We start from the raw sequence: 25,837 nt of genomic DNA on the forward strand, positions 1-25,837 counted from the left end.
TCGCGGGCCGCTAATCCGGCGGCCCGCACCCGCCGCGCATGATCAACGCATGCGCCGGACACCATTGGGTCACCGGCAGGCGACTGCGCCCGTTCCCGGTGCGCAACTCGAATTCCACCAGCCCCAACCACGTTCCGTCCGCCGCCCGCGCCCAGGCATGCAGGCGCCCCGGAATCCGGCCGGTGATCTCGAGCCCGCCCGCCCGCACCTGCCCCGCCACCGCTTCGTGATCGGCCATCCGCGGATACGTGGGGATAGCTGCAGCCACGTCCACCAGCACCGGCATCGGCGGAACCACCACCCGATGCAGCGCGAACTCCCCCTTCTCCGGCCAATGCTCGAACATGTGTTCGATCATAAACCGGAGCGCCGACAAATAGCTCGCGGATGTGCCGGCCGCGTCGCAGTGTCATCGGCTCCGGAACTCCAGTGCGGTCCGACCGTCCGCCACCGGGGTTTCGGAGTGCAGCATCAGGCCGCATTTCGCACCCAGCGCGCCCAGCTCCGTCACCGTCCGCTCCCGCCCGCCGAAGCACATCGACATGAACAGGTCGATCGCCGTATCGGCGCCCCGACCGCGAATCGGCTCGATCACCACAACCGTCCCGTAAGGCCCTGCGGCGCGGGCGCATTCGGCGAGGATGTCAGCGGCGAGCTCGTCGTCCCAGTCGTGCAGGATGTCGGACAGAAGGTAGGCGTCGGCCCCGGTGGGCAGCGGGTCGAAGAAGCTGCCCGCTACGGCGGTCGCTCGGTCACCCAGGGCGGTTGCCGCGAATCGCTCGGTGGCGGCGTCGGCCGCCGGCGCCAGGTCCAGCACTCGCCCGCGCACGCCGGGATGCGCGCGCAGGATCGCCGTCAGGAGGGTGCCGTTGCCGCCGCCGACGTCGAGAACCTCGGGGAAGCGACTCCAGTCGAACCGCGCCGCGATCTGGTCCGCGTAAACCCGGAAGCGGCAATTCATCTGGGCGTCGAAGGACGTGCGCAGCGCGGGTTCGGCTGCCAGATCGGCCCAGAAGTCGCGTCCGTACCTGCGTGGATAGGCGGGCCCGCCGGACGTGATCGTGCTCAGCAGTTCCACGAAAGCCAGTTCGGCGCGCCCGCCCGCGCTGCCGATATCGAGAAGCAGCAGTGTCAACGCGTCGGGAGATTCCGCGCTCATCTGGTCGCCGAGGCTCGTGGGCCGGTAGCGGCCGGACGCCGCTTCGTATCCGAAGACGCCGACGGTGACCAGATGGTCGAGCAGTCGCCCGAGTGCGGGAGCCGAGGTTTGGGTGCGAGCCGCCAGTTCTTCGGCGGTCGCCCCCACGGTGCCCGCATGGTCCACCAGCCGCAGCGTCGCGGCCACGCGGATTGCCATCGGTGTGGCCAGATCGGCCAGGGCGAGGATCGAGGCGGGGTGTTCCGGCGAACGCACCGGCCCAGACTATCCGGCGTCATCGCATCCGTCATCGAATTTCGTTGCGGCGCAGGGGTTGTGGTCCCTCGAAACTCAGCGGCTGACGGTGATCTGCTGTTCGACGCGGGAGAGCTTCTCCGGGTTGCGGACCACGTAGAGGCCGGTGATCAGACCGTCGTCGAGCCGCATCGCCACCACGTCGTCGATCCGTCCGTCGATCCGCACGATCAGTGCGGGGCAGCCGTTGATCTGTACCGCTTCGACGGTTGCCTCGGTGCGCAGTCGCGGCAGTCCGCTACGCAGGGCGCGGGCTACCCGGCCGGCGCCCGCGATCGGCCGCAGGACCGCCTGGACCACGCCGCCACCATCGCCGAGCAGCACCACGTCGGGGGCCAGCATGTCGACCAGATGCTGCAGGTCGCCGGTTTCGATGGCTTGCTGGAAGGCTTCGACGGCGCGGCGGGATTCGTCGGCGGACACCACACCGCGGGGTCGGCGCGCGGCGACGTGAGCCCGTGCGCGATGGGCGATCTGGCGCACCGCGGCGGGCGTCTTGTCGACGGCCGCGGCGATCTCGTCGTAGCTCAGGTCGAACACCTCGCGCAGCACGAACACCGCTCGTTCCGTCGGCGCGAGCGTTTCCAGCACCAGTAGCATCGCCATCGACACGCTGTCGGCCAGTTCGACGTCCTCGGCCACATCGGGCGCGGTCAGCAGCGGTTCCGGCAGCCACGGGCCGACGTAGGACTCCTTGCGGCGGCCGAGCGTGCGGAGCCGGGTCAGCGCCTGGCGGGTGACGACTCGGACCAGGTAGGCACGTTGGTCACGGACTTCGTCGAGGTCCACGTCCACCCATCGCAACCAGGCCTCCTGCAGGACGTCCTCGGCGTCGGCCGCCGAACCGAGCATCTCGTAGGCAACCGTGAACAGCAGATTTCGATGGGTGACGAACGCTTCGGTGGCGCCGTCGATGCGCTCGCTCATGGGTGGCTCCTGTCCGTGCTGTCCCGACTCTGGCACACACGAGACGCCCGCCGGTTCCACCGTGTGACACCTCCTGCAAGTGATGCGCATCACTGCAGCGGTGAGTGACGCCACCCCGCCCGAAACAACTCGATTCCCCGCTGCTGCCCAAAATTTTCAAGATCGTGGGCCGCGCGAAGGTGTGGACCCGGCCGTCCTGCGTCCCCGCCCGGACGGCCGCTGACGAGAAGTATCACGGACAACAGAAACGCCCGCTACCACTCGGGTAGCGGGCGTTTCTCTGCGGAGGATAGGGGATTTGAACCCCTGAGGGCGTTAACCCAACCCGCGTTCCAGGCGAGCGCCATAGGCCACTAGGCGAATCCTCCGCAGAGCAATATACCGGGTGGACCCCCCGGAACCGCAAACCGGGCTACTTGTGCAGGCCGGCGAGGGCCTTCTTCAATTGGTCCTTGCAGGTCGTGCCGACGTCGTTGCTGTCGATGCTGCCCTCGGCCTGAATCCGCAGTTCCACCTTCACCGAGACGTTGGAGTCCAGGGCCGCGCAGGTGTAGTCGAGGGTGACGAAGCTCGAGTAGTTCTGCTGGTAGGCCGCGTAGTAGGCCTGGCTGCCGATGCCCGCGATATCGCCGGAGGTACGGCCGCTGCCGGTGGTCTTGGTGTCGTAGTTCTTCCAGCTGTTGAACTGCGGATCGCTGTATTTGCTCTGGAAGTCGGCCTCGAGGTCGATATCGGAGCCGTCGGTGCCGTACTTGCCGGCGCCGTCGTACCGGGCCCGGCAGGTCAGGTTGCCGCCACCGAAGCTGGAGTCGGGTGCGCGTTCGGTGTGCTCGGGCGCGTCCTTGGGCGTGGGCGCCCACTTGCGCAGCACCGTGGTATCGATCAGTGAGCAGGCATCGGTGACATTGGCCATCGAATAGTTGCCGTCGATACCCTTCTTGTCGCCGAGCGGTCCCTTACTTCCGCCCCCGCCCCCGCCGGTGAGCGCGATCACGCCGATCACGATGCCGATCACCACGACCAGGCCGACCACGCCGCCGACGATCCACGGCGTGTTGTTCTTCTTGGGCGGCTGTGGATAGGCCGGCTGTTGTGCATAAGGCGGCGGGAACTGCTGCTGTGGATAATTCGGCACGGACGGCGGTGGCTGCTGTGCGTAGGGCTGCTGTGGGGCGCCACCGTGATAGGCATCGAAACCCGCCCCCAGAACGGTCGGATCCGTGCCGGTGACGGGCCCGGGACGCCCACCCATGACGGTCGGATCGGTGCCGGTGAGCGGCTGCTCCGGAGCCGCCGGCGTCGACCACCAGTGCACGGTTTCGTTGGGCGGATTGCCTTGCCCCGGATACTCGGGCCCACCGTGCGGTGGATTACTGCCTGTCACGTCTTTCCTCCGGTCCTGGCGCGGAAGCCCCCTCGAAAAATGTCGCAGGTGATCGTATCGACTCCGCCCGGATTCCACTCGAGTGGACAGTTGTGACTACACTGGCCGACGGATCCCGCGCGGCGCGCATCCTGTGAACTCCCCCAGGGCCGGAAGGCAGCAAGGGTCAACGGGCTCTGCCGGGTGCGCGGGGTCCCCTTTTCTTTCTCGGGGGAAATACTCTTATCTGCCACGGGGCGCATCCGGCGAGTAACGTGGTCGGCTGGGTCGGCGCCAGAAGCGCACGATCCGTCAACCCTGTTACCTCGCTGCTTGAAAGGCTGCTCAGGATGCCCCGGCAAACGCAGATCGGTTTGATGAGCCATGCGGAACTCGTATCGGAACACGAGACGCAGACCGCGAACTACGCGCAGCTCCAGACCGAGAAGCTCACGCTGGATCTGACGAGGGGTAAGCCCTCGCCGGAGCAACTCGATCTCTCCACCGGCCTGCTCGCCCTGCCGGGCGCCGACGACTACCGCGACGGCACCGGCACCGACTGCCGCAACTACGGCGGCCTGCACGGACTGCCGGAGTTGCGTGCGATCTTCGGTGAACTGCTGGGCATTCCGGTCGAAAACCTGCTCGCCGGCAACAACGCCAGCCTGGAGCTGATGCACGACGTGATCGTGTTCGCGATGCTGCACGGTACGGCCGATTCGCAGGGCCGCTGGGCCGACGAGCCGATCAAATTCCTGTGTCCGAGCCCGGGATACGACCGCCACTTCGCGATCACCGAATCGCTGGGCGTGCGGATGATTCCGATCGCCATCAACCACGACGGCCCGGACGTGCACGCCATCGCGGAGCTGGTCGCCGCCGACCCGCAGATCAAGGGTCTGTGGGCGGTCCCCAACTACTCCAACCCGACCGGCGTGAACTTCTCCGAAGAGGTTGTGCGCGAACTCGTTTCGATGCCCACCGCGGCGCCGGACTTCCGTCTGTTCTGGGACAACGCCTACGCGGTGCACCCGCTGACCGATACCGCCGCCCCGGTGTTCGACGTGCTCGGATTGGCGGCTGCGGCCGGAAACCCCAACCGGCCCTTCGTCTTCGCTTCCACCTCGAAGATCACCTTCGCCGGTTCCGGTGTCAGTTTCTTCGGCGCGTCCACCGAGAACCTGACCTGGTACCTGAAGTACGCCGCCAAGAAGAGCATCGGCCCGGACAAGGTGAACCAGCTGCGTCACCTGCGCTTCTTCGGCGATGCCGAGGGTGTGCGCCGGCATATGCAGGCCCACCGCGCGCTGCTGGAGCCGAAATTCAAACTGGTGCTGCGCATTCTGGAGGATCGCCTGGGCGCCTCCAAGGTCGCCTCCTGGACCGAGCCCAAGGGCGGCTACTTCATCAGCCTGGACGTTGTCGAGGGTACGGCCGCGCGCGTGGTGGCGCTGGCCAAGGAGGCCGGCATCGCCCTGACGCCCGCCGGTTCGGCGTTCCCCTACGGAAAAGACCCGGAGGACAAGAACATTCGCATCGCGCCCAGTTTCCCGTCGCTCGCCGACCTGGAGAAGGCGATGGACGGTCTGGCGACCTGCGTCCTGCTCGCGGCGACCGAGAAGCTGCTGGAGAAGTAGGGTCGGCGCGATCCGCCACGGATTCGGATGAGCGGTTCGCGGCCCCTGCTCGGGGCCGCGAACCTGTCTCCGCGAACCTGTCTCCGCCGAGGCGCGGCTGTCCGGTCGGAACCGGTTACCGCGGCTTGTGCGCCAGTACCGCGAACATCGTCACCGAGAGGTGGATGTCCCCGGTGCGCGCGCCGGCTTCCAGGTCCGCCAGCAACTGCCGCCGCTGTGCCTCGGTGATCGCCCCGCGCGCCTCTGCCATCCCGGCGATGCGGGCCACCAGCGCCCCCGCGCCCGCGCTCGCGTCCTGGACCAGCGCATGCGAGCCGATATCGTCGACGACCAGTCCGGCCCCCGCGAGCAGGCCCGGCAGCCGCCGTCCCGAGAACGGGTTGGTGGTGTTGGTGATCAGGGTTTCGACCACCTCGTGCACGACCCTCCGGTCGCCGGGGTGCACGATGGCGGTGCCCCAGTCGCTGTCCATGACGACGACGCGTCCGCCCGGTTTCAATACCCGGGCGATCTCCCGTGCGGCGCGCGCCGGGGCGGTCAAATGCTGGAAGACCCGCTCGCACAGGGCGACGTCGAAGGTGTCACCGCCGAACGGCAGCCCGTAGGCATCGCCGGGTACGAACCGGGCCGGCGAATTGTGCTGGGCCGCACGGCGTTCCGCCCCGGCCAGCAAATTCGGATCGGGTTCGACGCCGACCGCGTCACCGGTCGGGCCGACCGCGTCGGCGAAGACCAGCACCTCCGAGCCGGTGCCGGAGCCGATGTCGACCGCACTTTCGCCCGGAGCGACGGCCAGGGCGTCGTGCGCCCAGCGGCGTAGTCCGCGAATCCCGGGAAGTGCTGCCTGCAGATCGTGAATGTCGATGAGTTGGTCGCGGCCCGCGCGATCGAATCGGTCCGGCCTCAGCCCCGAGGGTGAGGAATTGTCTGCCGAGGAGCTGTGTGTGGGCGCCATATCTTCCACCGTGGGTGTTGCCAAAGTGTCGGGCATGAAGATTCACCCTACGCGCGCAGAAAAGCTACGGGTGGGTAGCCATGTGAGTCCGGTCACGTCCGTCGGTAGGCGGATATCCGGCGGTCTGCCATGATCGATACATGGTGAGCCGCAAAGTGTGCCTCGCGCAGGAACCGGAGGCGGACAAGCTGTTGTCGGAGGACGACTTCGCCCTCTTGACCGGGATGCTGCTGGATCAGCAGTTTCCCCTCGAACATGCTTTCCGCGGTCCGAAGAAGATCGCCGACCGCATGAACGGTTTCGATATCCACCGGATCGCGGAGGCCGATCCGGAGGAGTTCGAGGAATTGGGCGCGACCCCGCCCGCCATTCACCGCTACGGCCGGTCGATGGCCCGGCGCACCCAGGAGCTGGCCCGATACGTCGTCGAACACTACGACGGCATCACCTCCGAAATCTGGACCCGCGACGATCCCGACGGCAAGGAAGTGCTGCGCCGGCTGAGGGAACTGCCCGGCTACGGCGACCAGAAGGCACGCATCTTTCTGGCGTTGCTGGGCAAACAACTCGGTGTGCGCCCGGCCGGGTGGGAGAAGGCGGCCGGCGCCTACTCGGAGCCGAATTCGCGCCGCTCCGCCGCCGACATCGTCGACAACGAGTCACTGCTCGAGGTGCGGGCCTTCAAGAAGCAGATGAAGGCCGCGGCCAAGGAAGCCAGGGCGAAATAGCCCGAGCTTGCGGCGATCCGGCTACTGCGCGTGTATCCGCCGTCGACCAGGTGTTAGGTCCCGGTGATGAACGTGGCCGCATCGCCGGTCAGGAATGTGGCCAGCCCCGCGACCTCCGCGGTTGTGCCCAGCCTGTCCAGAGCGTGTTTCCGCGACTGTCGGACGGGTGGTGCCGAATCGGTGCTGTCCGCACCGCGGCGGTGCGGGACGCCGGACTGCGCGGCCGGTTAGCTGCTGCTCGCCGCCGTGGCGAACGGTGTTGTGGCGATGCGATTTTCGCGATGGGTGGGCGGCTGCCACAGTCCGCGACGCCGCAGGATCGGCAAGACTCCCTCACCGAACCAGTACGCCTCCTCCACATGCGGATAACCGGAGAGAATGAACTGCGTGATGCCGAGGCGGGAGTATTCGATCAGCCGCTCGGCCACCTCTTCGTGCGAGCCGACCAGCGCCGTCCCCGCGCCGCCGCGCACGAGTCCGACCCCCGCCCACAGGTTGGGTGCGATCTCGAGCCGATCGGTGTTGCCGCCGTGCAGTTCCAGCATGCGCCGCTGGCCCTCGGATTCGCTCTGCGCCAGATTCGCCTGCACCCGTTCGATATCCGCGGGATCGACCGCCGACAGCAACCGGTCGGCCTCCGCCCACGCCTGTTCGGTGGTATCGCGGGAAATGACATGGATGCGCAGGCCGTAGTCGAGAATCCGCCCCTGATCGACCGCGAGGCGGCGGATCCACTCCAGCTTCTTGCTCACCGCGAACAGCGGCTCGCCCCAGGTGAGATAGGTGTCGACATAGCGGGCGGCCACCGGCCCGGCGGCGGCCGAGGAGCCACCGAAGAACACCGGCGGAATCGGATCGGGCCGGTTGTTCAGTTGCGCGTTGCGCACCTGCAAATGTTTGCCCTCGAACGTCACCGGAGCCTCGGACTCCCACAGTTCCCGCACGATGTGCAGGAATTCGCCGGTGCGCTCGTACCGCTGTTCCTTGTCCAGGAAGTCGCCGTAGGCCTGCTGTTCGTGCGGTTCGCCGCCGGTTACGACGTTGAGTAACAGACGTCCCCGCGAATGCCGCTGGAAGGTTCCGGCCATCTGCGCGGCGAGGGTGGGACTCACCACCCCGGGCCGGAACGCGACCAGGAATTTGAGAGTTTCGGTGGTCTCCACCAGCATGGCCGTCGTCAGCCAGGCGTCCTCGCACCATGCGCCCGTCGGCGTCAGCACCGCCTCGAAACCGTTCTCCTCCGCGGCACCCGCGATCTGATTCAGATAGCGCAGCGACGCCGGACGGTCACCCGACATCGAGGTGCCGTGACCGCCCGCGACCAGATTGCGGGAATCGCCATAGGTGGGAAGAAACCAGTGGAACGAAAGGCTCATTTCGGACATGATGGCCGACGACCGGAAGTGCGTCACCGGTTGTAATCGGGCTGGTTATTACTCTGGCCCATCCGCATCGAACGCCCGCAAACTCCACCGATGCCGTGTGTCTGTGCCGGACACGGCAACCTGTGCTGCCGCGTGCCGGCAGTCGGAAAGTCGAGGAATCAAGCAGTGAAGATGAGGAAATTCGCCGTGCTCACGGCGCTGGTCGCGACGACGTTGGGTGCGCTGGCGGGGACGGTTCAGGCCGCTCCGGCTGCCGACGACGGCGTCGTGAACTACCAGGCGAGGTCCACCGAGAACGCGGCGATCATTTCGACCGACGCCGGGTCGATGAATGTCGAGGACGGCGTATTCAAGATCAAGGCCGCCGATGGGACCACCGTGGCCGGAACCGAACTGAATTTCCGGGTCGACGATTTCGAGTTTCCGATCGCCGCCGACATCTCCGGTCGTACGGCGACGCTCACTCCGCAGTTCGATCTGCAGCATGCGACCTACAAGCCGGTCGCGCTCCCGTTCGAGGACAGCGCGCCGTGGAAGACCCCCTATGAGCGCGAGGTCGCCGCCTTCACCCGTCTCAAGGACACCATCGCCACCGGCGCTGCCATCGGCACCGCGGCCGGTGGTATCGGTGGCGCGGTCATCGGCTGCATCGCGGGCGCTGCCCTCGGTGTCGTCGCCACCGGTGCGCTGGCCACCCTGTTCGGCCTCGGCCCGCTCGGCGGCTGTGTCGCCGGTGCCGCCGCCGTCGGCTTCCTGGGTGTGCTCGCCGGCCAGATCTTCGTGACCGCCCCGGTCGCGATCGGCGCCGCGATCCAGTACTTCTCCACCATCAACGAGCCGTTCAAGGCCCCGGCCAAATGAAGCGGTTACCGGCCCCACCCCTGAGTCGGTAATTATTTCAGCGGTCGAATCGAAGGATCCCCGCGTTTTCGAATGCGGGGATCCTTTTTAATTTGTGAGATTCGATTTATTTTGTCCTGTCAGGCTATTCGAATCGACCTGGTTATTAACCTCGTCACTTTTTCGTATTCACCGCAAACTGGATAAAGCCGTTCCGGCCGAATGCAATGAGTGATGAGGAAAAAGCAGTGAAGATGAGGAACTTTGCCGTGGTTGCGGCCACGGTGGCCGCCGCCGTCGGCGTGACGGCCGGCACCGTGAATGCCACGCCCAACGCACCCGGCGAGGGTGCCGTCAATTACCAGGCATCGACGAACGAGAAGTCGACGATCATATCCACCGACGCCGGTTCGCTGGGCGTGGAAAATGGTGTCTTCAAGATCAACGCCGTCGATGGGACCACTCTCGCCGGAACCGAATTGAAGTTCCGGGTCGACGATTTCGAATTCCCGATCGCGGCCGATATCGCAGGCCGCACCGCCACCCTGACCCCGCAGTTCGATCTGCAGCACGCGGTCTACAAGCCGGTCGCGCTCCCCTTCGAGGACCAGGCGCCGTGGAAGACGCCCTATGACCGGGAAGTGGCGGCGTGGACCCGCCTGACCAGCACTATTACCGCGGGAGCCACGATCGGCACGCTGGTCGGTGGTATCACCGGCGGAGCCGTGGGCTGCTTGCTCGGCGGTATCGCGGGTGCGACCGTCGCCGCGGCCGCGATCGTCGGACTGTTCGGCGCCTTCCTGCCCGCGGCCGTGATCGGCTGCTTCGGCGGCATCGTCGCGGTCGGCGCGCTGGGCACCCTGGCGGGCCAGTTGCTGGTCACCGCGCCGGTGGCGATTCTGGCGGCAGCCCAGTACTTCACCACCATCAATGCGCCGTTCACCCCTGCGCCGGCTCCGGCCAAGTAGGGGGAGAGCGGTATTCAGCCGGGTACCCCGGGTCGATCGGCACCGACCCGGGGTACCCGGTCCTTGCGGAAAACCCGGTAGCACAAGCCGATTCGGCACGTTCAGCGTGGAATCGGGGTGCCGTCCACGGTGGCGATCGCGATCGTGGCGGCACGGGCGATCGCCGCATTGTCGTATTCGGCGTCCGGCCGGTCGCGCGTGGACAGGATCGTCAGCACGATCGGCGCGCGTCCCGGCGGCCACGCCACGGCGATATCGTTGCGCGTTCCGTAGTCGCCGGCGCCGGTCTTGTCGCCGACCTGCCAGCCTGCCGGCACCCCGGCCCGGATCAGCGCACCGCCGGTGGTGTTGGCACGCAGCAGTCCGGTGAGCACGTCGCGATCGTCGGCGGCGACCGACGGGTCGAGCACAAAGTGCCGTAGATCGGCGGCCAGCGCGCGCGGCGTACTGGTGTCGCGCTCGTCGCCGGGCAGGGCCTCGTTCAGCGTGGTCTCGGTGCGGTCCATCCGCGTGGTCGTATCGCCGATGGCGCGCAGCCGCTGCTGCAACCCCTGCGGGCCGCCGAGTTCGGCGAACATCAGATTGCCGGCGGTGTTGTCGCTGAACCGCACCGCGGCGTCCATGATCTCGCGCAGGGTCAGGCCCTGGTCGACATGTTGTTCGGTGACCGGGGAATTGGGCACCAGATCGGCCCGGGTGTAGGTGATGCGACGGTCGAGTTCGGCGGGTGGAAGGGTGCTCAGCAACGCGCCTGCGGCCAGCGCCTTGAACGTCGAGCAATACGGAAACCGCTCGTCCGAGCGGTATTCCACGACCCGTCCGGTTCCGGTGTCGAGCGCGTAGACGCCGAGCCGGCCGCGCAGGCGAGCCTCCAGATCGTGGAATTCGGCCAGTGACTCGGCGGCGAGCGGAACCGTCGATGTGGGCACCGCGGTCGATACGGGTGCGGTCGATACGGGTGCGGCGCTTCGATCGGCACCGCAGGCGCTCAGGGGTATGAGCGTGGCAGCGGTCGCGACCAGCACGGCCGAGCGGGTGAAGCGAGGGGACATCATTTGCGTTCCTTGTGGATCGATGGCTGTGAGCGCTCGCAGCAAGAGTGGCAGCCCTCGCTCATGCTGTCCAAGACACCCGTGGCGGTATCCAAGCCGTTTCGGCATCGACTGCGCGATCGTGGATATGGTCGCCGCCTGTACGGCGTTCGTCTTCTCCATGACGAACTGCGTATGCGCCCTACTGAGCATGTGACGGATAGTTATGTTCCCGCTGCGCGTAACGGGTGAGCGAATCGCGCTGCCGGGTCATCGTCGGGTATGGCCTCCACAGCACCGCAGCAGATCACCGATCGCGACCTCGACGACATCTTCGGCCCCGTATTCGACCGCATCGCCGCCGGGGCGGTGGCGCGCGAGATCGATCGCCGCCTGGCCTACGAGGAGGTCGACTGGCTACGGCAAGCCGGATTGGGGGCGCTACGGGTACCGGCCGAATACGGCGGCTTCGGCGCCAGCGTGCGACAGCTGTTCCGGCTGCTGATCGACCTCGCCGCCGCGGAATCCAATCTGCCGCAGGCGCTTCGGGTGCACTTCTCGTTCGTCGAGGATCAGCTGCTGGCCGAGCCCGGTCCCGCGCGCGAGCACTGGCTGCGCGCGGCCGGCTCGGGCGCCCTGGTGGGCAATGCCATCACCGAACCGGGCGTCGGCGCGGTCGACCGCTACCGCACCCGGCTGACCCGCGGCACCGATAACGACTGGCTGCTCAACGGCACCAAGTACTACAGCACCGGTTCGCTGTACGCCGACCATATTCTGGTCGCGGCCGACCGTGACGGGGAGCGGGTGTCGGTGCTGGTCGACGCGAATGCCGACGGTGTGCGGCGAAGCGACGACTGGGACGGTTTCGGGCAGCGGCTGACCGCCAGCGGCACCACGGAATTCAACGATGTGCGGGTTCCCGAAGAGCGGGTGCTCGGCCCGGGTTACGGTGCGCCCGGCCGTACCTACGCGACCTCGTACCTGCAGTTGGTGCAGTTGGCGGTGCTGGCCGGTATCGCCCAGCGGGCGGAATCAGACGTTCGGGCCTGGGTCGCCGACCGCACCCGCAGCTACACCCATTCGGCAGCCGATCTGCCGCGCCACGATCCACTGGTTCAGCAGGTGATCGGCAAGCTGTCGGCGGCGGCCTTCGGAGCGCGTGCCAGTGTGCTGGCCGTGGCCGACCTGCTGGACGACGTCCTGGCCACCGGCGCGCAGGACGAGGCCGCGCTGGACGCGGTCGAATTGGCCTCGGCCCAGGCACAGCTCGGTGTGATCGACACCGTCCTGACCGCCACCACCCAGCTGTTCGAGGTCGGCGGCGCCTCGATCACCTCCGAAGATCTGCGGCTGGACCGGCATTGGCGCAACGCCCGCACCATCTCGGTGCACAATCCCGCGGTTCAGAAGGCGCGTGCGATCGGCGACCACCTGCTCAACGGATCCGAACTCCCGTACGCGTGGAGCGCGGGCAGCCGCGCGGGCCAGGTGCAGCGATGACCCGGCGCATTCGTTTCAACGCCTTCGATATGAACTGCGTGGCGCACCAGTCCCCGGGCCTGTGGCGCCACCCCGAGGACCAGTCGCATCGCTACAAGGAGCTGAGCTACTGGACCGAGTTGGCGAAACTGCTGGAACGCGGCCGTTTCGACGGCATCTTCATCGCCGACGTGCTGGGCATCTACGACGTCTACGGCGGCAACGACATCGCCGCGCTGCGTCAGGGCGCGCAGGTACCGGTCGCCGATCCGCTGCTGCTGGTCTCGGCAATGGCGGCGGTGACCGAACATCTGGGTTTCGGCATCACGACCGGCACCGGGTTCGAGCATCCCTTCCCTTTCGCCCGGCGGCTGTCGACCCTGGACCATCTGACCAACGGCCGATTGGGCTGGAATGTGGTGACCGGATATCTGCCGTCGGCCGCCGCCAATATGGGTGAGTCCGAACACCTCGACCACGACGAGCGCTACAACCACGCCGACGAATACCTCGAGGTGCTGTACAAGCTCTGGGAAGGTTCCTGGGAGGACGACGCGGTCGTGCGCGACCGGGCGCAGGGTATCTACGTCGATCCGGCGAAGGTGCATCACATCGGGCATGCGGGAAAGCACTTCACGGTCCCGGGCATCCATCTGTCGGAGCCCTCGCCGCAGCGGACCCCGGTGATCTACCAGGCGGGGGCCTCACCCCGAGGCGTCGCGTTCGCCGCCGAGAACGCCGAGGCGATCTTCGTCGCCGCGCCGTCGAAACGGGTTCTGGCACAGACGGTTACCCGCATCCGCGACGCGCTGGAGGCGGCCGGTCGCGATCGCTACGCCGCCCGGATCTACGCGCTCGCCACCATCATCACCGACGCCACCGACGAAGCGGCGCAACGCAAATACGACGAATACCGCTCGTACGCCAGCGTCGAGGGCGGCCTGGTGTTCATGTCCGGCTGGATGGGCATCGACCTGTCGCGTTACGACCTCGACGACCCGATCGGCGAGGTGAACAGCAATGCGATCCTGTCCGCCGTGGCCGCGTTCCAGGAATTCGACGACGACGGCCGGGAATGGACCGTGCGGGATATCGCGGCTTGGGCCGGCATCGGCGGAATGGGCCCCGTATTCGTCGGATCGGGTACGTCGGTGGCGGACCGGCTCCAGGAATGGGTCGACGAGACCGATATCGACGGCTACAACCTGGCCTACGCGATCACGCCGGGCACATTCGAAGATATCGTGCGGCATGTGATTCCGGTGCTGACCGAGCGCGGCGCCTACCCGCGGGAGTACGTCCCGGGCACCCTGCGCAACGCGCTGTTCGGCGCGGGCGACCGGCTGCCGGACGACCATCGCGGCGCGCGTTTCCGGCTCGGCGGACCGGGTTCGACGGCGCTGCCGGACGAGCAGGTGCGACCGCGGGCGGGTATCACGGCGACCTGACCGATCGGCGGTGCGTAGACATCGATTCCCGGTGATTGCAACTGTCAACGAAAGGCGCTGGCAAGCGCAGTATTTCGGTATGACGAACGAGAATTCGAAACGCACCGCCGCCATCGTCGGCGCCGGCATCGCCGGTGTCACCGCCGCTCTCGGACTGCAGCAAGCCGGGTTCGACGTCACGATCTACAGCGATCGCGACCAACGCGGTCTGCGTGACGACATCCCCGCCACCGGAACCGCGCTCATCTTCGGAGAGGCCCAGGCCGCCGAAACCGCCCTCGGACTCGACACCTACGTGAACCGGGCCCCGCAGCACACCGGACTCAGCGTGCGGATCGCAGGTCCCGGGCCGGAACGGCCCGAATTGATCGGATTCGACGGCGATTTCGACGGGTTCGTCGGCATCGCGGTCGACACCCGGCTCAAGGTCGACGAGCGACTCACCGCGTTCGTCGAAGCCGGTGGGCGCTTCGTGGTCGAGAAGGTGACCCCCGAGAGCCTGGATGCCATCGCCGCCGCGAACGATCTGGTCCTGGTCGCGACCGGTAAGGCCGGTTTGACGGAGCTGTTCCCGATCGACACCGAGCGGACTGTCTACGACGCCCCGCAACGCAGCCTGCTCACCGTCACCGTGACCGGATTGGGTTACGAACCACAGGTTTTCGCGCACCGCAGCACGTCCGGCGGGCAGCACAGCGGATTCTCCATCTTCGCCGAGCAGGGTGAGGCGTGGTGGGGTCCGTATCTGCACAAGGATGCCGGGCCGAGCTGGGCCTTCCTCGGCTGGGCGCGGCCGGGCAGCGAATGGGAGAGCCGTTTCGCGGCCGCCGATTCCGCCGAGTCGGCGCACCGCATCGTCACCGAGCTCTACCGCGACTACATCGACTGGGATCTGCCAGAGGTGCTGGCCACCAAGGTGATTGCGGAGGACCCACACTCCTGGCTGAAGGGCGCGGTACGGCCGGTGGTTCGTCACGGTGTCGGCCGCACGGCAGGCGGGCACACCGTGGCGGCCCTCGGTGACACCGCGGTCGCCTACGACCCGATCGCCGGACAGGGCGCGCAGAGCGGCCTCATTCAGGCGCAGCGGCTCGTCGCGGCCGCCTCCGCGCACGAGGGCCCCTTCGACGCCGAGTGGATCGAGGAGCAGTACAACGCGTTCCTGCTGGCCCGCTCGGATGCTGCCGCCAAGGTGACCCGCCTGTTCCTCGGTGATCCGGAACTGGCCGAGATCGGCAACCGGTTCTTCGCCGCCGCGGCCGTCGACCAGCGCGTCGCCTCGGTGCTGGTGAGCACGTTGCACAAGCCGCAGCCGCTGTTGCAGATCAACTCGCTCGCCGACGCCGATGCCCTGCTCGAGCAGATCACGGGTGAGGGCGCCGACGAGCTGGTGGCGCGATTCCAGCCGGCGGGCCGGTTCGAACGTTCGCGGTACGGCTCGGCGGTCGCTCCGGCATAACGGCGGACCGTTGATCGGAGCACAGCGGCTGATCCGATCCTGAGGATTCAAACCCTCGTCCCCGCACGTCGGCGGTGTTGAAGTGGAGGTGCGCCGGGTGCACGATTGCCGCACCCGGCGCATTGACCACGGTTGTACCGACCACGGTTTGCGCACCGAACAGCCCGGCCGTCGGCGCGACCGGGTGCGGATGTCCCCATCACAGGAGTGTCGATGACCACCGAGAAGATCGCCGAGCAGACCCGGTTCGCCTACTGGGTGCCCAATGTCAGCGGCGGGCTGGTGACCAGCACGATCGATCAGCGCACCAGCTGGGATTTCGAATACAACAAGAAGTTGGCGCGCACGGCCGAGAACAACGGCTTCGACTACGCCCTCTCCCAGGTGCGCTACACCGCCTCCTACGGCGCGGAATACCAGCACGAGTCGACCTCGTTCAGCCTCGCGCTGCTGGGCGCCACCGAGCGGCTGAAGGTGATCGCGGCCGTGCACCCGGGGCTGTGGCATCCGGCGGTACTGGCGAAATTCGGGGTCACCGCCGACCATCTGTCCGGCGGACGCTTCGCGATCAATGTCGTATCCGGTTGGTTCGGCGGGGAGTTCACCGCGCTCGGGGAGCCGTGGCTCGAGCACGATGAGCGGTACCGGCGCAGCGCCGAATTCCTCGAGGTCATCCGCAAACTGTGGACCGAGGACGAGGTGAACTACGCCGGCGACTTCTACCGGATTCGCGATCTGACGCTGAAGCCCAAGCCGCTCAATACCGCGGAGCGGCCGAATCCCGAACTCTTCCAGGGCGGTAACTCGACCGCGGCGCGACGCAACGGCGGCCGCTACGCCGACTGGTACTTCTCCAACGGTAAGGATTTCGACGGCGTCACCGAACAGATCGAAGACGTCCGTGCGGTCGCGCGCGAGCACAACCGTGAGGTCAAGTTCGGCCTGAACGGATTCATCATCGCGCGCGACACCGAGGCCGAGGCCCGCGACACCCTGCGCGAGATCATCGAGAAGGCCGACCGGCCCGCCGTGGAGGGTTTCCGCGACTCGGTGCAGCAGGCCGGCGCTTCCACGCGTGACGGCAAGGGCATGTGGGCCGATTCCACCTACGAGGACCTGGTCCAGTACAACGACGGCTTCCGCACCCAGCTGATCGGCACTCCCGAGCAGATCGCCGAGCGGATCGTCGCCTACCGCGATCTGGGGGTCGACCTCATCCTCGCCGGCTTCCTGCACTTCCAGGAGGAGATCGAGTACTTCGGTGCCAAGGTGCTGCCGCTGGTCCGGGAGTTGGAGGCCCAGCGCGAACCACAACCGGCGGCGAGTCGATGACTGCCGTCGCCGCTGCGCGGATCACCTCCGCCGACCAGGCTCGTGAGACGGCGGCTGCCTTGGCCGCGCAGTTCGCGATCGATGCGGCCCGGCGCGACAGCGCCCGCGAGTTGCCGCATCGGGAACTGGACCAGCTCTCGGCCAGTGGACTGCTGGCCGTCACCGTACCGGCCGAGTTCGGAGGTGCGGATCTGGCGCCCGCCCAGGTGGCGGAGGTGTTCCGGCTGCTGGCGGCGGCGGATCCGAATATCGCGCAGATTCCGCACAGCCATTTCGTCTATCTGAATCTGTTGCGACTGGCGGGAACTCGGGCTCAGCGGGAGCGCTACTTCGGACGGGTGCTCACCGGTGCGCGGATCGCGAACGCGCAATCGGAGCGCAGCAGCGCGACCGTCGCCGAAATCGGCACCACACTGCGTCCCGCCGACGGCGGGTTCCGGATCGACGGCACCAAGTTCTATTGTACGGGTTCACTTTTCGCGGATCTGCTGGCCGTGCTGACCCGTCTGGACGATCCCGACGGGCGCAGCGGTCTGGACCCCGGCGAATACATCGCCTTCCTGCCCGCCGATACCGCGGGCGTGGCGATCGTCGACGACTGGAACGGCATCGGCCAGCGCACGACGGGCAGCGGGACCGTGACACTCGACGCGGTGCGGGTCACCGGTGACCAGTTGATCCCGCGAGCGGCGGCGGTGCGCGCGCCCACCGGTTACGGAGCCTTCGCGCAATTGCTGCACGTCGCGATCGATGTGGGCATCGCCCGCGGTGCGCTGGATGCGGCCGCGGGGTTCGTGCGCACCGAGAGCCGCCCGTGGTTCGAGGCCGGGGTCGAGCGGGCGAGTGAGGATCCACTGGTGATTCAGCGCATCGGCGAGTTGGCGGTCACCGTGGCCGCCGCCGAGGCAACCTTCGAGGTGGCGGGGCGAGCGGTGGACCAGGTTGTCGCACAGACGAACAGCGGCGATCTCGACACCGAGCCGGCGGCCGCGCTCGCGGCGGAGGCGTCGATCGCGGTCGCCACCGCCAAGATCACCTCCGACCGCGCCGCGAACGAGGTGTCCGCCGCACTGTTCGAGGTCGGCGGAACCCGCAGTGCCGCCGCCGATCTGGATCTGGACCGGTTCTGGCGCAATGCCCGCACGCATACGCTGCACGATCCGGTGCGGTGGAAGTACCAGCACATCGGGCGCGCGGTGCTCAACGGCACCGCACCCCCGTTGCACGGCCTTATCTGAATGGACGACCGCGAGTGAGCCGAGAAGTGGATAACCATGTCTGATCTGAGCGAAATACCCTCCGACAGTGCGGGTTTGCGTCGCGCGTTCGCGCATTTTCCGAGCGGTGTGGTCGCTGTCTGTGCGGAATCCGACGATGTTCCGGCCGGTCTGGTGGTGAGCACCTTCGTACCCGTATCCCTGGATCCGCCGCTGGTGTCGTTCTGCGTGCAGAACAGCTCGAGCACCTGGCCCAAGCTGGTCGGCGCCCGGCGGTTGGGTCTGAGCCTGCTCAGCGCCCACCAGGACGAGGCGGCGCAGCGGATGAGCAGCCGCACCGGTGACCGGTTCAGCGATGTCGAAGTGCATCGGGGAGAAGGTGGTTCCCTCTTCGTCGGCGGAGCGGCGGCCTGGTTGGAGGGCACGGTGCACACTCAGGTGTCGGCCGGCGACCATCAGGTCGTCCTGGTGCAGATCACCCGCCTGGCGACGCGCTCGCAACACGAACCGCTGGTCTTCCACGGCAGCCGATTCCGCCGCCTGCATCCCGGCGCCGATGCGACCTCAGCCGAGGTCGCGTAACCCGTCCGGTCCCGGCCGCGAAGGCCGGAAACACAGCCGCCGCCGCGGTCCGGGATCGGGAGCGGTGTGATCGAGCACCGAGGAGGCGAGCCCGCGTGCTCGCATCCCGGCGCGGTCCATGTCCTGGCTCAGCGCGTCCAGATGAATCAGCGTGTGCCGCAGCAGAATCGGGCCGATGTCGGCCGGTTCCACGCAGGCGTCGTGATAGGCCCGTACCGCCCGCGGGTCCTCGGTGAGTGCGGCGATGCCGCCCAGCCGCACCCGTTGCGTCAATCCGGTCCAGATCCGCTCGTCCTCCGCGCTGCGCAGATCCCGCCAGCCCCCGCGGTAATCCAGGTCGCGGATGATCGCATCGGCGGGCTTGCCGGTCCGGGTCTCACCGACGACTGCCCAGAGCGCCAGCAGCCAACTCAGGGCCCAGAGAACGGTATCCGGCTCGCGGCGGTACAGCGTGTGCAGATCCGACCACGCCTCGTACTGGGTGAGCAGATTGGCCCAGTCGAAGACCAGCGTCTCGACCTCCCGCAGCAGCGGCGCGGGCAGGTCCTCGTCCGAGGGCCGCACGATCTCGACCGCGCGGCCGGAAACCGGATCGCGCAGTTCGACCATATCGGTCTCGGCTGTCGCGACCCATCTATACGGTTCCCCGGCCATCCTTCGGATTGAGCCACGAATTCGCCGGGGGTGCAAGCAAAACGCCCGTGATGTCCGAAACCGGTGTCGCGGCGCGGCGCGGTCCGCCCCGCGACACCGGCCAGGGATCAGGGCTGTCCGCTGACGACCGCGTTGACGGCGTCCAGGAACGGCTGACCGCCCATCGCGTATCCGCCCGCGATGGCGCCGACCACCATGCCGATCGGCCCGGTGATGATGCTGAAGAAGCCCATCCCGAGCACGGCGCCGATCAGGCCGCCGAGCACGCCACCGGCCACCAGCCCGACGACGTTCTGATTGATTTCGTTGGTCAGCCGGGCCATCGAATTGATCGGCTGCATCTCGCCGATTTCGGTGGCGGTGGCCTTGGGCTCCAGTACGACCTTGTGCCCGTCGTCGCTGATGTGTTGCGCGACGTGGACTGTGCTGCCGGCCATCCGGTACGTCAGCGGCACCGTGACGAGGTCGGTGCCGTTGTCGGACTTCAGGGCGACAGCGGTCGCGTCCTTGTCGACCTCGAATCGCCCGTGCTCGACGACGGTGGTCAGCACCCGCGAAAAGTCGCTGAGTACAGCGTGATAGGTGACTCCGCGGTCGGTTCCGGAGGTGGTGATCTCTTTGGCGGCGGCCGGTGGTGCGGCCGGAGGACTGGCGTTCACGGTTCCCGCGGTGATCCCGACCGTGGCCACTGCCAGGATCGAGGTTGCGGCGAACGTGCCGAACTTCATTCAGGATTCCTTCTCACGAGACTTCCGGCCGAACGGTCCGGACGGAAGCTGACAATAACGCGTCGAACGCTAATTGCCAGACTTGGTAATTCCCGAACCTGAACGAGCACATTGTTGCCCAATTGTGATCGGAGCGATTAGTGAAAAAGAAACATTTTTATTTTCCACGCCTGGGGGCACCGCTCTGCCTCGACGTGCACGCGCGGATCGTGTAAGCATTTGCGAGGTCTGCAAATTCGCAAGTGTTCTTCGATCATCGTTCGGGGTGGTTCGAAGTGTTACCGCTCTGGAGGACGAGTACGTGTCGCGCCGACGTGTTCAAGCCGGTGTCACCCTGACGGGCTTCGTGATCGCCGCCGCGCTGTCGGCGGCATGTCTCATCGCCGCCGCGCTGTCGTTCACCGCCGGCCGGCATCATTCGGACCAAACGCGTGCCGCGGCAGCGGTATCACCCACCACCACGGTCGCGCCCGTGGCCGCCGAGGCGCCCGCCCAGCCGACCGTCACCGGTGTCACCTCCTCGGCGTCGGACGAGCCGCTGGTGCTGAACAAGGGCGCCGATCAGAAGCATCCGGGCGAGACCGTCGCCGTCGGCGATTGTGTGGCCGCTGTCGTCGCCACCCCCGCCACCTCCGACGCCGGCGCTCCGGTGCAGAAAACCGCCTGTGCGAGTACGGATTCGCGCTACAAGGTCACCGCGAAGGCGGTCGCGGGCGCGCGCTGCCCGGCCGATGTCGACCGCTCGGTGGCCGAAACGCTGCCCGGCGGCGCCACCGACACCCTCTGCCTCGATTTCAACTGGGTCACCGGCGCGTGCATGAATATCGCCGACGGCAGTCCCACTCCCGTCGACTGCGCCACCGCCGCCCCGGGCCGGGTGCGTGTGGTGGAAATCAAGAACGACACTACCGACGTCAACAGCTGCTCCGATGGTGATCGCGGATTCGTCTACAAGGAACGGCGTTTCGTGGTCTGCGCGACGCACTACTGAGTGCCGCGCGCCGGCGCGGGCAGCAGTTTGCTGAACTCGCGGTTGGCAATTCGCGCCACCATTTCGTACGGCCACGCGAACTTGCGGGCGAACCAGTAGCCGACGCGGATATCGGGCGAGGTGTGCACGAGGAAGCGGTTGTGCCGGATGCCGGCGATGATCCGGTCGGCCACCTTCTCCGGTGTCACCGCGTGGCCCTCGAACAGTTTGACCATCCGCCGCACTCGCGGATCGTCGCGATCCACGCCGACGATCCGCACGGTGCCCACCAGCGGCGTGCGCACCGCCCCGGGCACCACCAGGCTCACGCCGATGTCGTGGCGCTCCAAGTCGAATCGCAGCACCTCCGACACTCCGCGCAGCCCGAACTTCGCGGCGCTGTAGGCCGCATGCCACGGCAGGGCGAGCAGCCCCGCGGCCGAGGAGACGTTGACCAGATGTCCGCCGCGCCCCGCCGCCACCATCGGCGGCACGAAGTTCTCGATGATGTGGATCGGGCCCATCAGATTCACATCGACCATCGACTTCCAGTGCCGGTGCTCGAGATTCTCGACCGTGCCCCAGGTGGCGATGCCGGCGATATTCATGACGACATCGAGGCTGCCGTACTCCTCGTGCACCCGCTTCGCCCACGTGGTCACCGCCTCGTAATCGGAGACGTCGAGCACCTGCACCTCCAGCACCTCGCCGCCGTCGGCGCGGATCCGGGCCGCCGTCTCGGCCAGGCCGTCGGCATCGATATCGGTCAGCACTACCCGCATCCCCGCCGCGGTGGCCGCGACCGCCGTCGCCCGGCCGATCCCGCTGGCCGCGCCGGTGATCAGGCACTTCCGGCTGGTCAGATCTTTCATCGTGCACTCCCATTTTTGCGAACACTATTGTTCACAATAAGACCTTCGCGCCGCAGCGCTAGGCACCCTAGGGGTTCATTCCGAGTGCGTCGTCCGGTCGAACTCGTTTGATAAGGTCGGCTGACCAGGTGCAAGCATGATCCGAAGGGGGCGGACGGTGGCTGCTCGCCGACTCGCGATAGTTCTGCTGGCGGCAGTCGTGCCGGTTCTGGTCGCGTGCAACAGCGGGGACGACGGGACGAACGGTTCCGCGACCACCACCGCGGCGGTGAAGCTGTGGGATCCCTGTACGCAGATTCCGGATGATGTGTTGCGGAAGACGGGGGTGGATCCTGCGACGAAGGAGAGCGGGATCGCGGGCGTGCATCAGAGCGGGTGGGAGATCTGTAACTGGAAGGGGAAGAAGTACACCGTCAACGTGCTCTCGGGTAAGCGCTCCCTGCAGGAGATACAGAACAAAGAGGGCAACGTTGACTTTCAGGACGTAGTACTTGCTGGACGCAAGGGCCAGCAATACCGGGTCGAGGGTGCATCCAAGAACGACACTTGCGACGCCGTGTTCGCTGCTCAACAGGGAGTACTCGAAATCGTGATCACCAACAGTCTCATCGTCGACGATCCCGGTGATCCGTGCGCCACGCTGCACAACGTCGGCGAACTACTCGTCCCGCTGCTGCCGGAGTAAGTGTCGAACCAGAAGGGGAGGAACAGGCATGGCCGGTGAAGTAGAGACTTGGAAGAAGTTCGCCGAGCAAGCGCGCGGAGGCGAGCTGTATCTGGACAACGAAGCCGTTGCTCGTGAGTGCCTCACGGCATGCGACACACGGCTGACAGAGCTTCAAAGCCTGTTCAACGTTGCGCAACTGACTCAGCGGGTCTCCGGCTTCGGCGACTTCGACATGGGCCACGCCCTCGAGGGCGGCTACCTGAAACAGGCCACCGGCGAACCGAATTCGATCGACCAGGTCATCAAGGACCACATCGAAACCGTCAAGAACATGCGCGAGGTGATGGCACAGTCCATCAAGCGCCTCACCGGCCAGGACGTCGACAACGCCGGCCGAATAGCAGCGACCGATCCGGCTGCCGGGTAGGCGCCATGTCCTATCCCAATTTCGGCATTCCAGACTTCACATTGTCCGGGATCGGAAAGCGGATCGGCCACGGCCTGACGAGTCTGATTGCCGGCGAGGGCATTCCGAACGAGAAAAGCCCCCACGCCGTGCAGGACATGTACAACTCGTTCCGCGTCGGCGTCCGAAGCGAGGTTTCCAAGATCGGGTTCGAGGGCGCGTTCCGCACGCCGTCGGTGCACAGTACGGACAACTTCGAGCAGCACGACCTGCAGACCTTGCGTTCCAAGGTGGACAAGATCGATCTGAAGGCGGTCGCCGACTTGAAGGGCGCCTGGGTCACCATCGGCAGCCAGGAGGCCACGTCGTTGACGAACTTCCAGCAGGCGATGACCAAGGCCACCGACGAGTCCGTGTGGCGGGGCGCCGCGCGCGAAGCCGCCGCGCAGGCGGTCACCGACTACACGACGCGTGCCTCGCAGGTGGCCAAGGCCGCGCAGCTCACCGCGAACAAGCTCGACGAGCTCGGCACCGGCTTGTCGCCGACGAAAGAGCTTGTGCCGCATGTGCCGGAGCATCGGTCCGGTATCAGCAATGTCCGGCACTGGATCGCGGGCCGGGGATGGCGCGACGACAACACGGCTTATGACAATGCCTATGTCGAGGCCAAGCGGGTACTGAGCACCGTCTACGCCCCGGTAGTCCACGAGAGCGACACCGGCGTCCCGGTCATTCCGAAACCGAACGAGCAGAATCCGGCCGGCCCGGGTGACCAGCCGCCGCCTGCCTCGTGGCCGCCGGGCGGCAATACCCCCGGACCGTCCGGGCCTGTCGGGACGAGCGACACGAACGTACCCGAACCCGGCGAGCAGAATCCGAACGAGCGGCCGGCGAACAGTCAGGATCCGAATTCGACGGCGTCGCAATCGAGTCCAGCTGCGACCGGCCAGGCGAACGACGCGCAGGGTGGTGCCGGCCAGGCCCGGACCGACCCGTCGTCGGCGACGACGCCTTCCGGTCTGGACCCGAATTCCTTCGGTCCGCACTCTTCGGGCTCGGCTGTGCCGGGCGGTACGGGTGGAGGGCTCGGCGGGGTCAACGGAACCAATGGCCCCAACGGCCACGGCAGCAGCCTGCCCGGGGCGGTCCAGCCGGGCGTCCCGGTCGGCGCCGGCGGGCGCGCCGCGGCTGCCGCCGGTCGTGCGGGTACCAATGGCATGCCCGGGATGGGCGGGGCGGGCCGTGGTAAGGGCGACAAGGAAGAGGAGCGCACCAAGAGTGTTCCCGACTACCTGGTCAATCAGGAGAACGGCGACGAATTGACCGGCATACCGGCGCTTCCGAAGATCGCCCCTCCGGTCATCGGCGAGTAGTGATGGTTGTCGCGCGAAGATGGACGGCTCGATGAGTGAAAGAAGGTGGCGTTTCGACGCGGCCGAGTTTCGGGTGCTGTGGGAGGTTACGGGACGGGATGTGTTGCCCTACCCGCTGGCGCATCGGTTCACCGCCGAACACACGGTGGCGGAGGTGGACCGGACTCGGCGGCGCATCGCGGAGCGCCTGCTGCCACAGGTCGACGACGACCTCGAACGGGCGATCGCACTACTGCTCGATCCGGAGGTGCGAGTCGAGGTCACCGGCTTCCGGGGCCGCAACCGCGAGCACAGAATTCGCATCCATGCCGCCGCGCACGATCGCCACGGGGCCGTCGTGGTGCAGGAGCCGGGCCCGGAAGCGACGGTCGGCGGCACGGTGCGCCTGTCTCTTCTGGGAGTCGAGCGCGTTCCGGCCGCGGTCGTCGCCGAGCTTCCCGAATGTTCGCAGGGGCAGGGGAAGCCGCTGAACATCCCGGTCGACGATCTGGAAGCCCCCGCTGCCCACGTGCGAGATCCATGGGTAGTGGGGCCGAAGGAACAGCTGGCCCGCTTCCTGAAGCGTCCGGCCAGTGCGACATTCCACATCGCCGCCTACCCATGGGGTAGCCCGGACAATCGGCATACGAACGGCCGCAAGGACTTCCAGATCATGGACTTCCTGGACGACGGCCGGTACGCGATCTTCGGCGACCGGATCCTGCGTATCAAACCGACCGATTCCACGCGGATGACCGCGCAGGTGCGGGACATGATCATCCGCACCACAGCGGAGATTCGCGACGGAGTTCATCCGCGTCCCTGATCCGCTGTCGCGGTTCACTCGTCGAGCCATTGTTCGATCCGTTCGAGTGTGGTTGCGGGACAGACGACCGCGCCATCCTCCGCATCCAGCAGCGACCACGCATCGGGCAGCGCTGGATCGCGGAGCAGGCGATATCCCGCCTTCTCGGCGCGGGAGCCGAGTACGCGCAGGCGCGCGGCGGTGTCCTCCGATGTCATATGCGACCTTTCGCCTCGGTGACATGTGCCGGGTCGTGAACCGTCGGGAACGATGACCAGTACTGGTGTCTGATCGCATCCCACAGCGGGGCGAGCTTCGGCAGCCTGTCCCGCATATCTGCCAGGTCGGGAGCGTTGGCCGCGGCGGCGACATGCACCGGCTCGCGGTCGAAAGCATTGCACACCAGCAGTATTCGGATCGCTCGCCGGTCGAGTCGCCAGATCGCCAGCCACTCTCCGGCTTCGGTGTGGTGTTCGCGCATGGCGGAACTGGACCGTGAACTATTCGATTCCGGGATACCCCCCGGCCCGGGGCGATGTTAAGATCGGCTTGTCGTTGTGTGGGGATGTTCTCGTA

Annotated in this window: 27 protein-coding genes, 1 tRNA gene and 1 other RNA gene; 16 read left to right on the forward strand and 13 right to left on the reverse strand. The window is 67.0% G+C overall.

Features of this window, described 5'->3' with window-relative positions:
• Nucleotides 1-10: 10 nt before the first annotated feature.
• The 5 genes from C5E41_RS13550 to C5E41_RS13575 all read right to left on the reverse strand — a co-directional run bounded on the left by C5E41_RS13550 (nt 11) and on the right by C5E41_RS13575 (nt 3,764).
• Nucleotides 11-346, reverse strand: coding sequence for a hypothetical protein (locus tag C5E41_RS13550; RefSeq protein WP_228830953.1), 336 nt, complete (start codon nt 344-346; stop codon nt 11-13).
• Nucleotides 347-409: 63 nt separating this feature from the next.
• Complete coding sequence (locus C5E41_RS13555) at nt 410-1,414, reverse strand: methyltransferase (RefSeq protein WP_219823151.1); 1,005 nt, start codon at nt 1,412-1,414, stop codon at nt 410-412.
• A 75-nt stretch (nt 1,415-1,489) separates the two neighbouring features.
• Nucleotides 1,490-2,380 carry an RNA polymerase sigma-70 factor gene (locus C5E41_RS13560; RefSeq protein ID WP_104376184.1) on the reverse strand — a complete coding sequence of 297 codons (891 nt, stop codon included), beginning with the start codon at nt 2,378-2,380 and terminating at the stop codon, nt 1,490-1,492.
• 283 nt (nt 2,381-2,663) lie between these two features.
• Nucleotides 2,664-2,748 (reverse strand) — tRNA-Ser (locus tag C5E41_RS13570).
• Between the two features lie 44 nt (nt 2,749-2,792).
• A complete protein-coding gene (locus C5E41_RS13575; protein WP_104376185.1) occupies nt 2,793-3,764 on the reverse strand; it encodes a hypothetical protein in 972 nt (323 codons plus the stop codon).
• 107 nt (nt 3,765-3,871) lie between these two features.
• Here C5E41_RS13575 and ffs point away from each other — a divergent pair.
• Both ffs and C5E41_RS13585 read left to right on the forward strand, forming a co-directional pair.
• An RNA gene (gene ffs / locus C5E41_RS13580) (signal recognition particle sRNA small type) lies at nt 3,872-3,966 on the forward strand.
• Nucleotides 3,967-4,093: 127 nt separating this feature from the next.
• A complete protein-coding gene (locus tag C5E41_RS13585) occupies nt 4,094-5,380 on the forward strand; it encodes an aminotransferase class I/II-fold pyridoxal phosphate-dependent enzyme (protein ID WP_104376186.1) in 1,287 nt (428 codons plus the stop codon).
• A gap of 115 nt (nt 5,381-5,495) precedes the next feature.
• Here the strand turns inward: C5E41_RS13585 and C5E41_RS13590 are convergent, their stop codons facing one another.
• Nucleotides 5,496-6,335 (reverse strand): methyltransferase domain-containing protein, encoded by an 840-nt coding sequence (locus C5E41_RS13590; RefSeq protein WP_104376187.1) that lies wholly within the window; start codon nt 6,333-6,335, stop codon nt 5,496-5,498.
• A 140-nt stretch (nt 6,336-6,475) separates the two neighbouring features.
• On the opposite strand from C5E41_RS13590, the gene C5E41_RS13595 reads away from it, so the two are divergent.
• Nucleotides 6,476-7,063, forward strand: coding sequence for an HhH-GPD-type base excision DNA repair protein (locus C5E41_RS13595; protein WP_104376188.1), 588 nt, complete (start codon nt 6,476-6,478; stop codon nt 7,061-7,063).
• A gap of 227 nt (nt 7,064-7,290) precedes the next feature.
• Here the strand turns inward: C5E41_RS13595 and C5E41_RS13600 are convergent, their stop codons facing one another.
• Nucleotides 7,291-8,439: an LLM class flavin-dependent oxidoreductase gene (locus tag C5E41_RS13600; RefSeq protein ID WP_104376302.1), complete on the reverse strand. Its 1,149-nt coding sequence runs from the start codon at nt 8,437-8,439 to the stop codon at nt 7,291-7,293.
• 174 nt (nt 8,440-8,613) lie between these two features.
• Here C5E41_RS13600 and C5E41_RS13605 point away from each other — a divergent pair, with 174 nt between their 5' ends.
• Nucleotides 8,614-9,309, forward strand: a complete 696-nt coding sequence (locus tag C5E41_RS13605) for a hypothetical protein (RefSeq protein ID WP_104376189.1) — start codon at nt 8,614-8,616, stop codon at nt 9,307-9,309.
• Nucleotides 9,310-9,542: 233 nt separating this feature from the next.
• Nucleotides 9,543-10,256: a hypothetical protein gene (locus tag C5E41_RS13610; RefSeq protein WP_439956538.1), complete on the forward strand. Its 714-nt coding sequence runs from the start codon at nt 9,543-9,545 to the stop codon at nt 10,254-10,256.
• A gap of 101 nt (nt 10,257-10,357) precedes the next feature.
• On the opposite strand, the gene bla is transcribed toward C5E41_RS13610, so the two are convergent.
• Complete coding sequence (gene bla, locus C5E41_RS13615) at nt 10,358-11,308, reverse strand: class A beta-lactamase (protein WP_439956341.1); 951 nt, start codon at nt 11,306-11,308, stop codon at nt 10,358-10,360.
• A 261-nt stretch (nt 11,309-11,569) separates the two neighbouring features.
• Between bla and C5E41_RS13620 the strand changes: the two genes are divergently transcribed.
• The 6 genes from C5E41_RS13620 to C5E41_RS13645 all read left to right on the forward strand — a co-directional run bounded on the left by C5E41_RS13620 (nt 11,570) and on the right by C5E41_RS13645 (nt 18,807).
• Nucleotides 11,570-12,790, forward strand: a complete 1,221-nt coding sequence (locus C5E41_RS13620; protein ID WP_104376192.1) for an acyl-CoA dehydrogenase family protein — start codon at nt 11,570-11,572, stop codon at nt 12,788-12,790.
• Nucleotides 12,787-14,217, forward strand: a complete 1,431-nt coding sequence (locus C5E41_RS13625; protein ID WP_104376303.1) for an LLM class flavin-dependent oxidoreductase — start codon at nt 12,787-12,789, stop codon at nt 14,215-14,217. Before C5E41_RS13620 ends, C5E41_RS13625 begins: the two co-directional genes overlap by 4 nt.
• Nucleotides 14,218-14,296: 79 nt before the next feature.
• Nucleotides 14,297-15,676 carry a styrene monooxygenase/indole monooxygenase family protein gene (locus C5E41_RS13630; protein WP_104376193.1) on the forward strand — a complete coding sequence of 460 codons (1,380 nt, stop codon included), beginning with the start codon at nt 14,297-14,299 and terminating at the stop codon, nt 15,674-15,676.
• A gap of 213 nt (nt 15,677-15,889) precedes the next feature.
• Nucleotides 15,890-17,008, forward strand: coding sequence for a dimethylsulfone monooxygenase SfnG (gene sfnG / locus C5E41_RS13635; RefSeq protein ID WP_104376304.1), 1,119 nt, complete (start codon nt 15,890-15,892; stop codon nt 17,006-17,008).
• The gene (locus C5E41_RS13640; RefSeq protein ID WP_104376194.1) at nt 17,005-18,246 is read left to right on the forward strand and encodes an SfnB family sulfur acquisition oxidoreductase; all 1,242 of its coding nucleotides are present in this window, start codon (nt 17,005-17,007) and stop codon (nt 18,244-18,246) included. The genes sfnG and C5E41_RS13640 overlap by 4 nt, the downstream gene beginning before the upstream one ends.
• 36 nt (nt 18,247-18,282) lie before the next feature.
• On the forward strand, nt 18,283-18,807 hold the full coding sequence (locus C5E41_RS13645) for a flavin reductase family protein (protein WP_104376195.1): 525 nt from the start codon (nt 18,283-18,285) through the stop codon (nt 18,805-18,807).
• On the opposite strand, the gene C5E41_RS13650 is transcribed toward C5E41_RS13645, so the two are convergent.
• Entirely contained in the window at nt 18,790-19,461 is a 672-nt protein-coding gene (locus C5E41_RS13650) for a hypothetical protein (RefSeq protein ID WP_104376196.1), read from the reverse strand. The genes C5E41_RS13645 and C5E41_RS13650 overlap by 18 nt on opposite strands.
• A 107-nt stretch (nt 19,462-19,568) precedes the next feature.
• A complete protein-coding gene (locus C5E41_RS13655; protein ID WP_094024860.1) occupies nt 19,569-20,189 on the reverse strand; it encodes a hypothetical protein in 621 nt (206 codons plus the stop codon).
• Between the two features lie 265 nt (nt 20,190-20,454).
• On the opposite strand from C5E41_RS13655, the gene C5E41_RS13660 reads away from it, so the two are divergent.
• Nucleotides 20,455-21,180, forward strand: coding sequence for an LppU/SCO3897 family protein (locus C5E41_RS13660; RefSeq protein ID WP_104376197.1), 726 nt, complete (start codon nt 20,455-20,457; stop codon nt 21,178-21,180).
• Here the strand turns inward: C5E41_RS13660 and C5E41_RS13665 are convergent.
• Complete coding sequence (locus C5E41_RS13665; RefSeq protein WP_104376198.1) at nt 21,174-22,031, reverse strand: SDR family oxidoreductase; 858 nt, start codon at nt 22,029-22,031, stop codon at nt 21,174-21,176. The genes C5E41_RS13660 and C5E41_RS13665 overlap by 7 nt on opposite strands.
• A 157-nt stretch (nt 22,032-22,188) precedes the next feature.
• On the opposite strand from C5E41_RS13665, the gene C5E41_RS13670 reads away from it, so the two are divergent.
• The 4 genes from C5E41_RS13670 to C5E41_RS13685 are packed head-to-tail and all read left to right on the forward strand — an operon-like array spanning nt 22,189 to nt 25,282.
• Complete coding sequence (locus tag C5E41_RS13670) at nt 22,189-22,716, forward strand: DUF3558 domain-containing protein (RefSeq protein WP_258080956.1); 528 nt, start codon at nt 22,189-22,191, stop codon at nt 22,714-22,716.
• Between the two features lie 28 nt (nt 22,717-22,744).
• A complete protein-coding gene (locus tag C5E41_RS13675; protein ID WP_104376200.1) occupies nt 22,745-23,125 on the forward strand; it encodes a hypothetical protein in 381 nt (126 codons plus the stop codon).
• 5 nt (nt 23,126-23,130) lie between these two features.
• Nucleotides 23,131-24,477, forward strand: a complete 1,347-nt coding sequence (locus C5E41_RS13680; RefSeq protein WP_104376201.1) for a hypothetical protein — start codon at nt 23,131-23,133, stop codon at nt 24,475-24,477.
• Between the two features lie 31 nt (nt 24,478-24,508).
• Nucleotides 24,509-25,282 (forward strand): ESX secretion-associated protein EspG, encoded by a 774-nt coding sequence (locus tag C5E41_RS13685; protein ID WP_104376305.1) that lies wholly within the window; start codon nt 24,509-24,511, stop codon nt 25,280-25,282.
• A 14-nt stretch (nt 25,283-25,296) separates the two neighbouring features.
• Here C5E41_RS13685 and C5E41_RS13690 read toward each other — a convergent pair whose 3' ends face one another.
• Both C5E41_RS13690 and C5E41_RS13695 read right to left on the reverse strand, forming a co-directional pair.
• The gene (locus tag C5E41_RS13690; RefSeq protein WP_104376202.1) at nt 25,297-25,479 is read right to left on the reverse strand and encodes a hypothetical protein; all 183 of its coding nucleotides are present in this window, start codon (nt 25,477-25,479) and stop codon (nt 25,297-25,299) included.
• Nucleotides 25,476-25,742, reverse strand: coding sequence for a hypothetical protein (locus C5E41_RS13695; protein WP_104376203.1), 267 nt, complete (start codon nt 25,740-25,742; stop codon nt 25,476-25,478). Before C5E41_RS13695 ends, C5E41_RS13690 begins: the two co-directional genes overlap by 4 nt.
• Nucleotides 25,743-25,837: the final 95 nt, after the last annotated feature.

The organism is Nocardia nova, from assembly GCF_002933465.1.
Classification (GTDB): domain Bacteria; phylum Actinomycetota; class Actinomycetes; order Mycobacteriales; family Mycobacteriaceae; genus Nocardia; species Nocardia nova_B.

Excerpts from the sequence above, each read along its gene's own strand:
- C5E41_RS13690 (WP_104376202.1), bottom strand. The coding sequence starts at position 25,479 with ATGACATCGGAGGACACCGCCGCGCGCCTGCGCGTACTCGGCTCCCGC.
- C5E41_RS13625 (WP_104376303.1), top strand. The coding sequence starts at position 12,787 with ATGACCCGGCGCATTCGTTTCAACGCCTTCGATATGAACTGCGTGGCG.
- C5E41_RS13610 (WP_439956538.1), top strand. The coding sequence starts at position 9,543 with ATGAGGAACTTTGCCGTGGTTGCGGCCACGGTGGCCGCCGCCGTCGGC.
- C5E41_RS13675 (WP_104376200.1), top strand. The coding sequence starts at position 22,745 with ATGGCCGGTGAAGTAGAGACTTGGAAGAAGTTCGCCGAGCAAGCGCGC.
- C5E41_RS13685 (WP_104376305.1), top strand. The coding sequence starts at position 24,509 with ATGAGTGAAAGAAGGTGGCGTTTCGACGCGGCCGAGTTTCGGGTGCTG.
- C5E41_RS13680 (WP_104376201.1), top strand. The coding sequence starts at position 23,131 with ATGTCCTATCCCAATTTCGGCATTCCAGACTTCACATTGTCCGGGATC.
- sfnG (WP_104376304.1), top strand. The coding sequence starts at position 15,890 with ATGACCACCGAGAAGATCGCCGAGCAGACCCGGTTCGCCTACTGGGTG.
- C5E41_RS13590 (WP_104376187.1), bottom strand. The coding sequence starts at position 6,335 with ATGGCGCCCACACACAGCTCCTCGGCAGACAATTCCTCACCCTCGGGG.
- C5E41_RS13620 (WP_104376192.1), top strand. The coding sequence starts at position 11,570 with ATGGCCTCCACAGCACCGCAGCAGATCACCGATCGCGACCTCGACGAC.
- C5E41_RS13640 (WP_104376194.1), top strand. The coding sequence starts at position 17,005 with ATGACTGCCGTCGCCGCTGCGCGGATCACCTCCGCCGACCAGGCTCGT.
- C5E41_RS13695 (WP_104376203.1), bottom strand. The coding sequence starts at position 25,742 with ATGCGCGAACACCACACCGAAGCCGGAGAGTGGCTGGCGATCTGGCGA.
- C5E41_RS13585 (WP_104376186.1), top strand. The coding sequence starts at position 4,094 with ATGCCCCGGCAAACGCAGATCGGTTTGATGAGCCATGCGGAACTCGTA.
- C5E41_RS13560 (WP_104376184.1), bottom strand. The coding sequence starts at position 2,380 with ATGAGCGAGCGCATCGACGGCGCCACCGAAGCGTTCGTCACCCATCGA.
- C5E41_RS13650 (WP_104376196.1), bottom strand. The coding sequence starts at position 19,461 with ATGGCCGGGGAACCGTATAGATGGGTCGCGACAGCCGAGACCGATATG.
- C5E41_RS13630 (WP_104376193.1), top strand. The coding sequence starts at position 14,297 with ATGACGAACGAGAATTCGAAACGCACCGCCGCCATCGTCGGCGCCGGC.
- C5E41_RS13595 (WP_104376188.1), top strand. The coding sequence starts at position 6,476 with ATGGTGAGCCGCAAAGTGTGCCTCGCGCAGGAACCGGAGGCGGACAAG.
- C5E41_RS13665 (WP_104376198.1), bottom strand. The coding sequence starts at position 22,031 with ATGAAAGATCTGACCAGCCGGAAGTGCCTGATCACCGGCGCGGCCAGC.
- bla (WP_439956341.1), bottom strand. The coding sequence starts at position 11,308 with ATGTCCCCTCGCTTCACCCGCTCGGCCGTGCTGGTCGCGACCGCTGCC.
- C5E41_RS13600 (WP_104376302.1), bottom strand. The coding sequence starts at position 8,439 with ATGAGCCTTTCGTTCCACTGGTTTCTTCCCACCTATGGCGATTCCCGC.
- C5E41_RS13550 (WP_228830953.1), bottom strand. The coding sequence starts at position 346 with ATGTTCGAGCATTGGCCGGAGAAGGGGGAGTTCGCGCTGCATCGGGTG.
- C5E41_RS13655 (WP_094024860.1), bottom strand. The coding sequence starts at position 20,189 with ATGAAGTTCGGCACGTTCGCCGCAACCTCGATCCTGGCAGTGGCCACG.
- C5E41_RS13645 (WP_104376195.1), top strand. The coding sequence starts at position 18,283 with ATGTCTGATCTGAGCGAAATACCCTCCGACAGTGCGGGTTTGCGTCGC.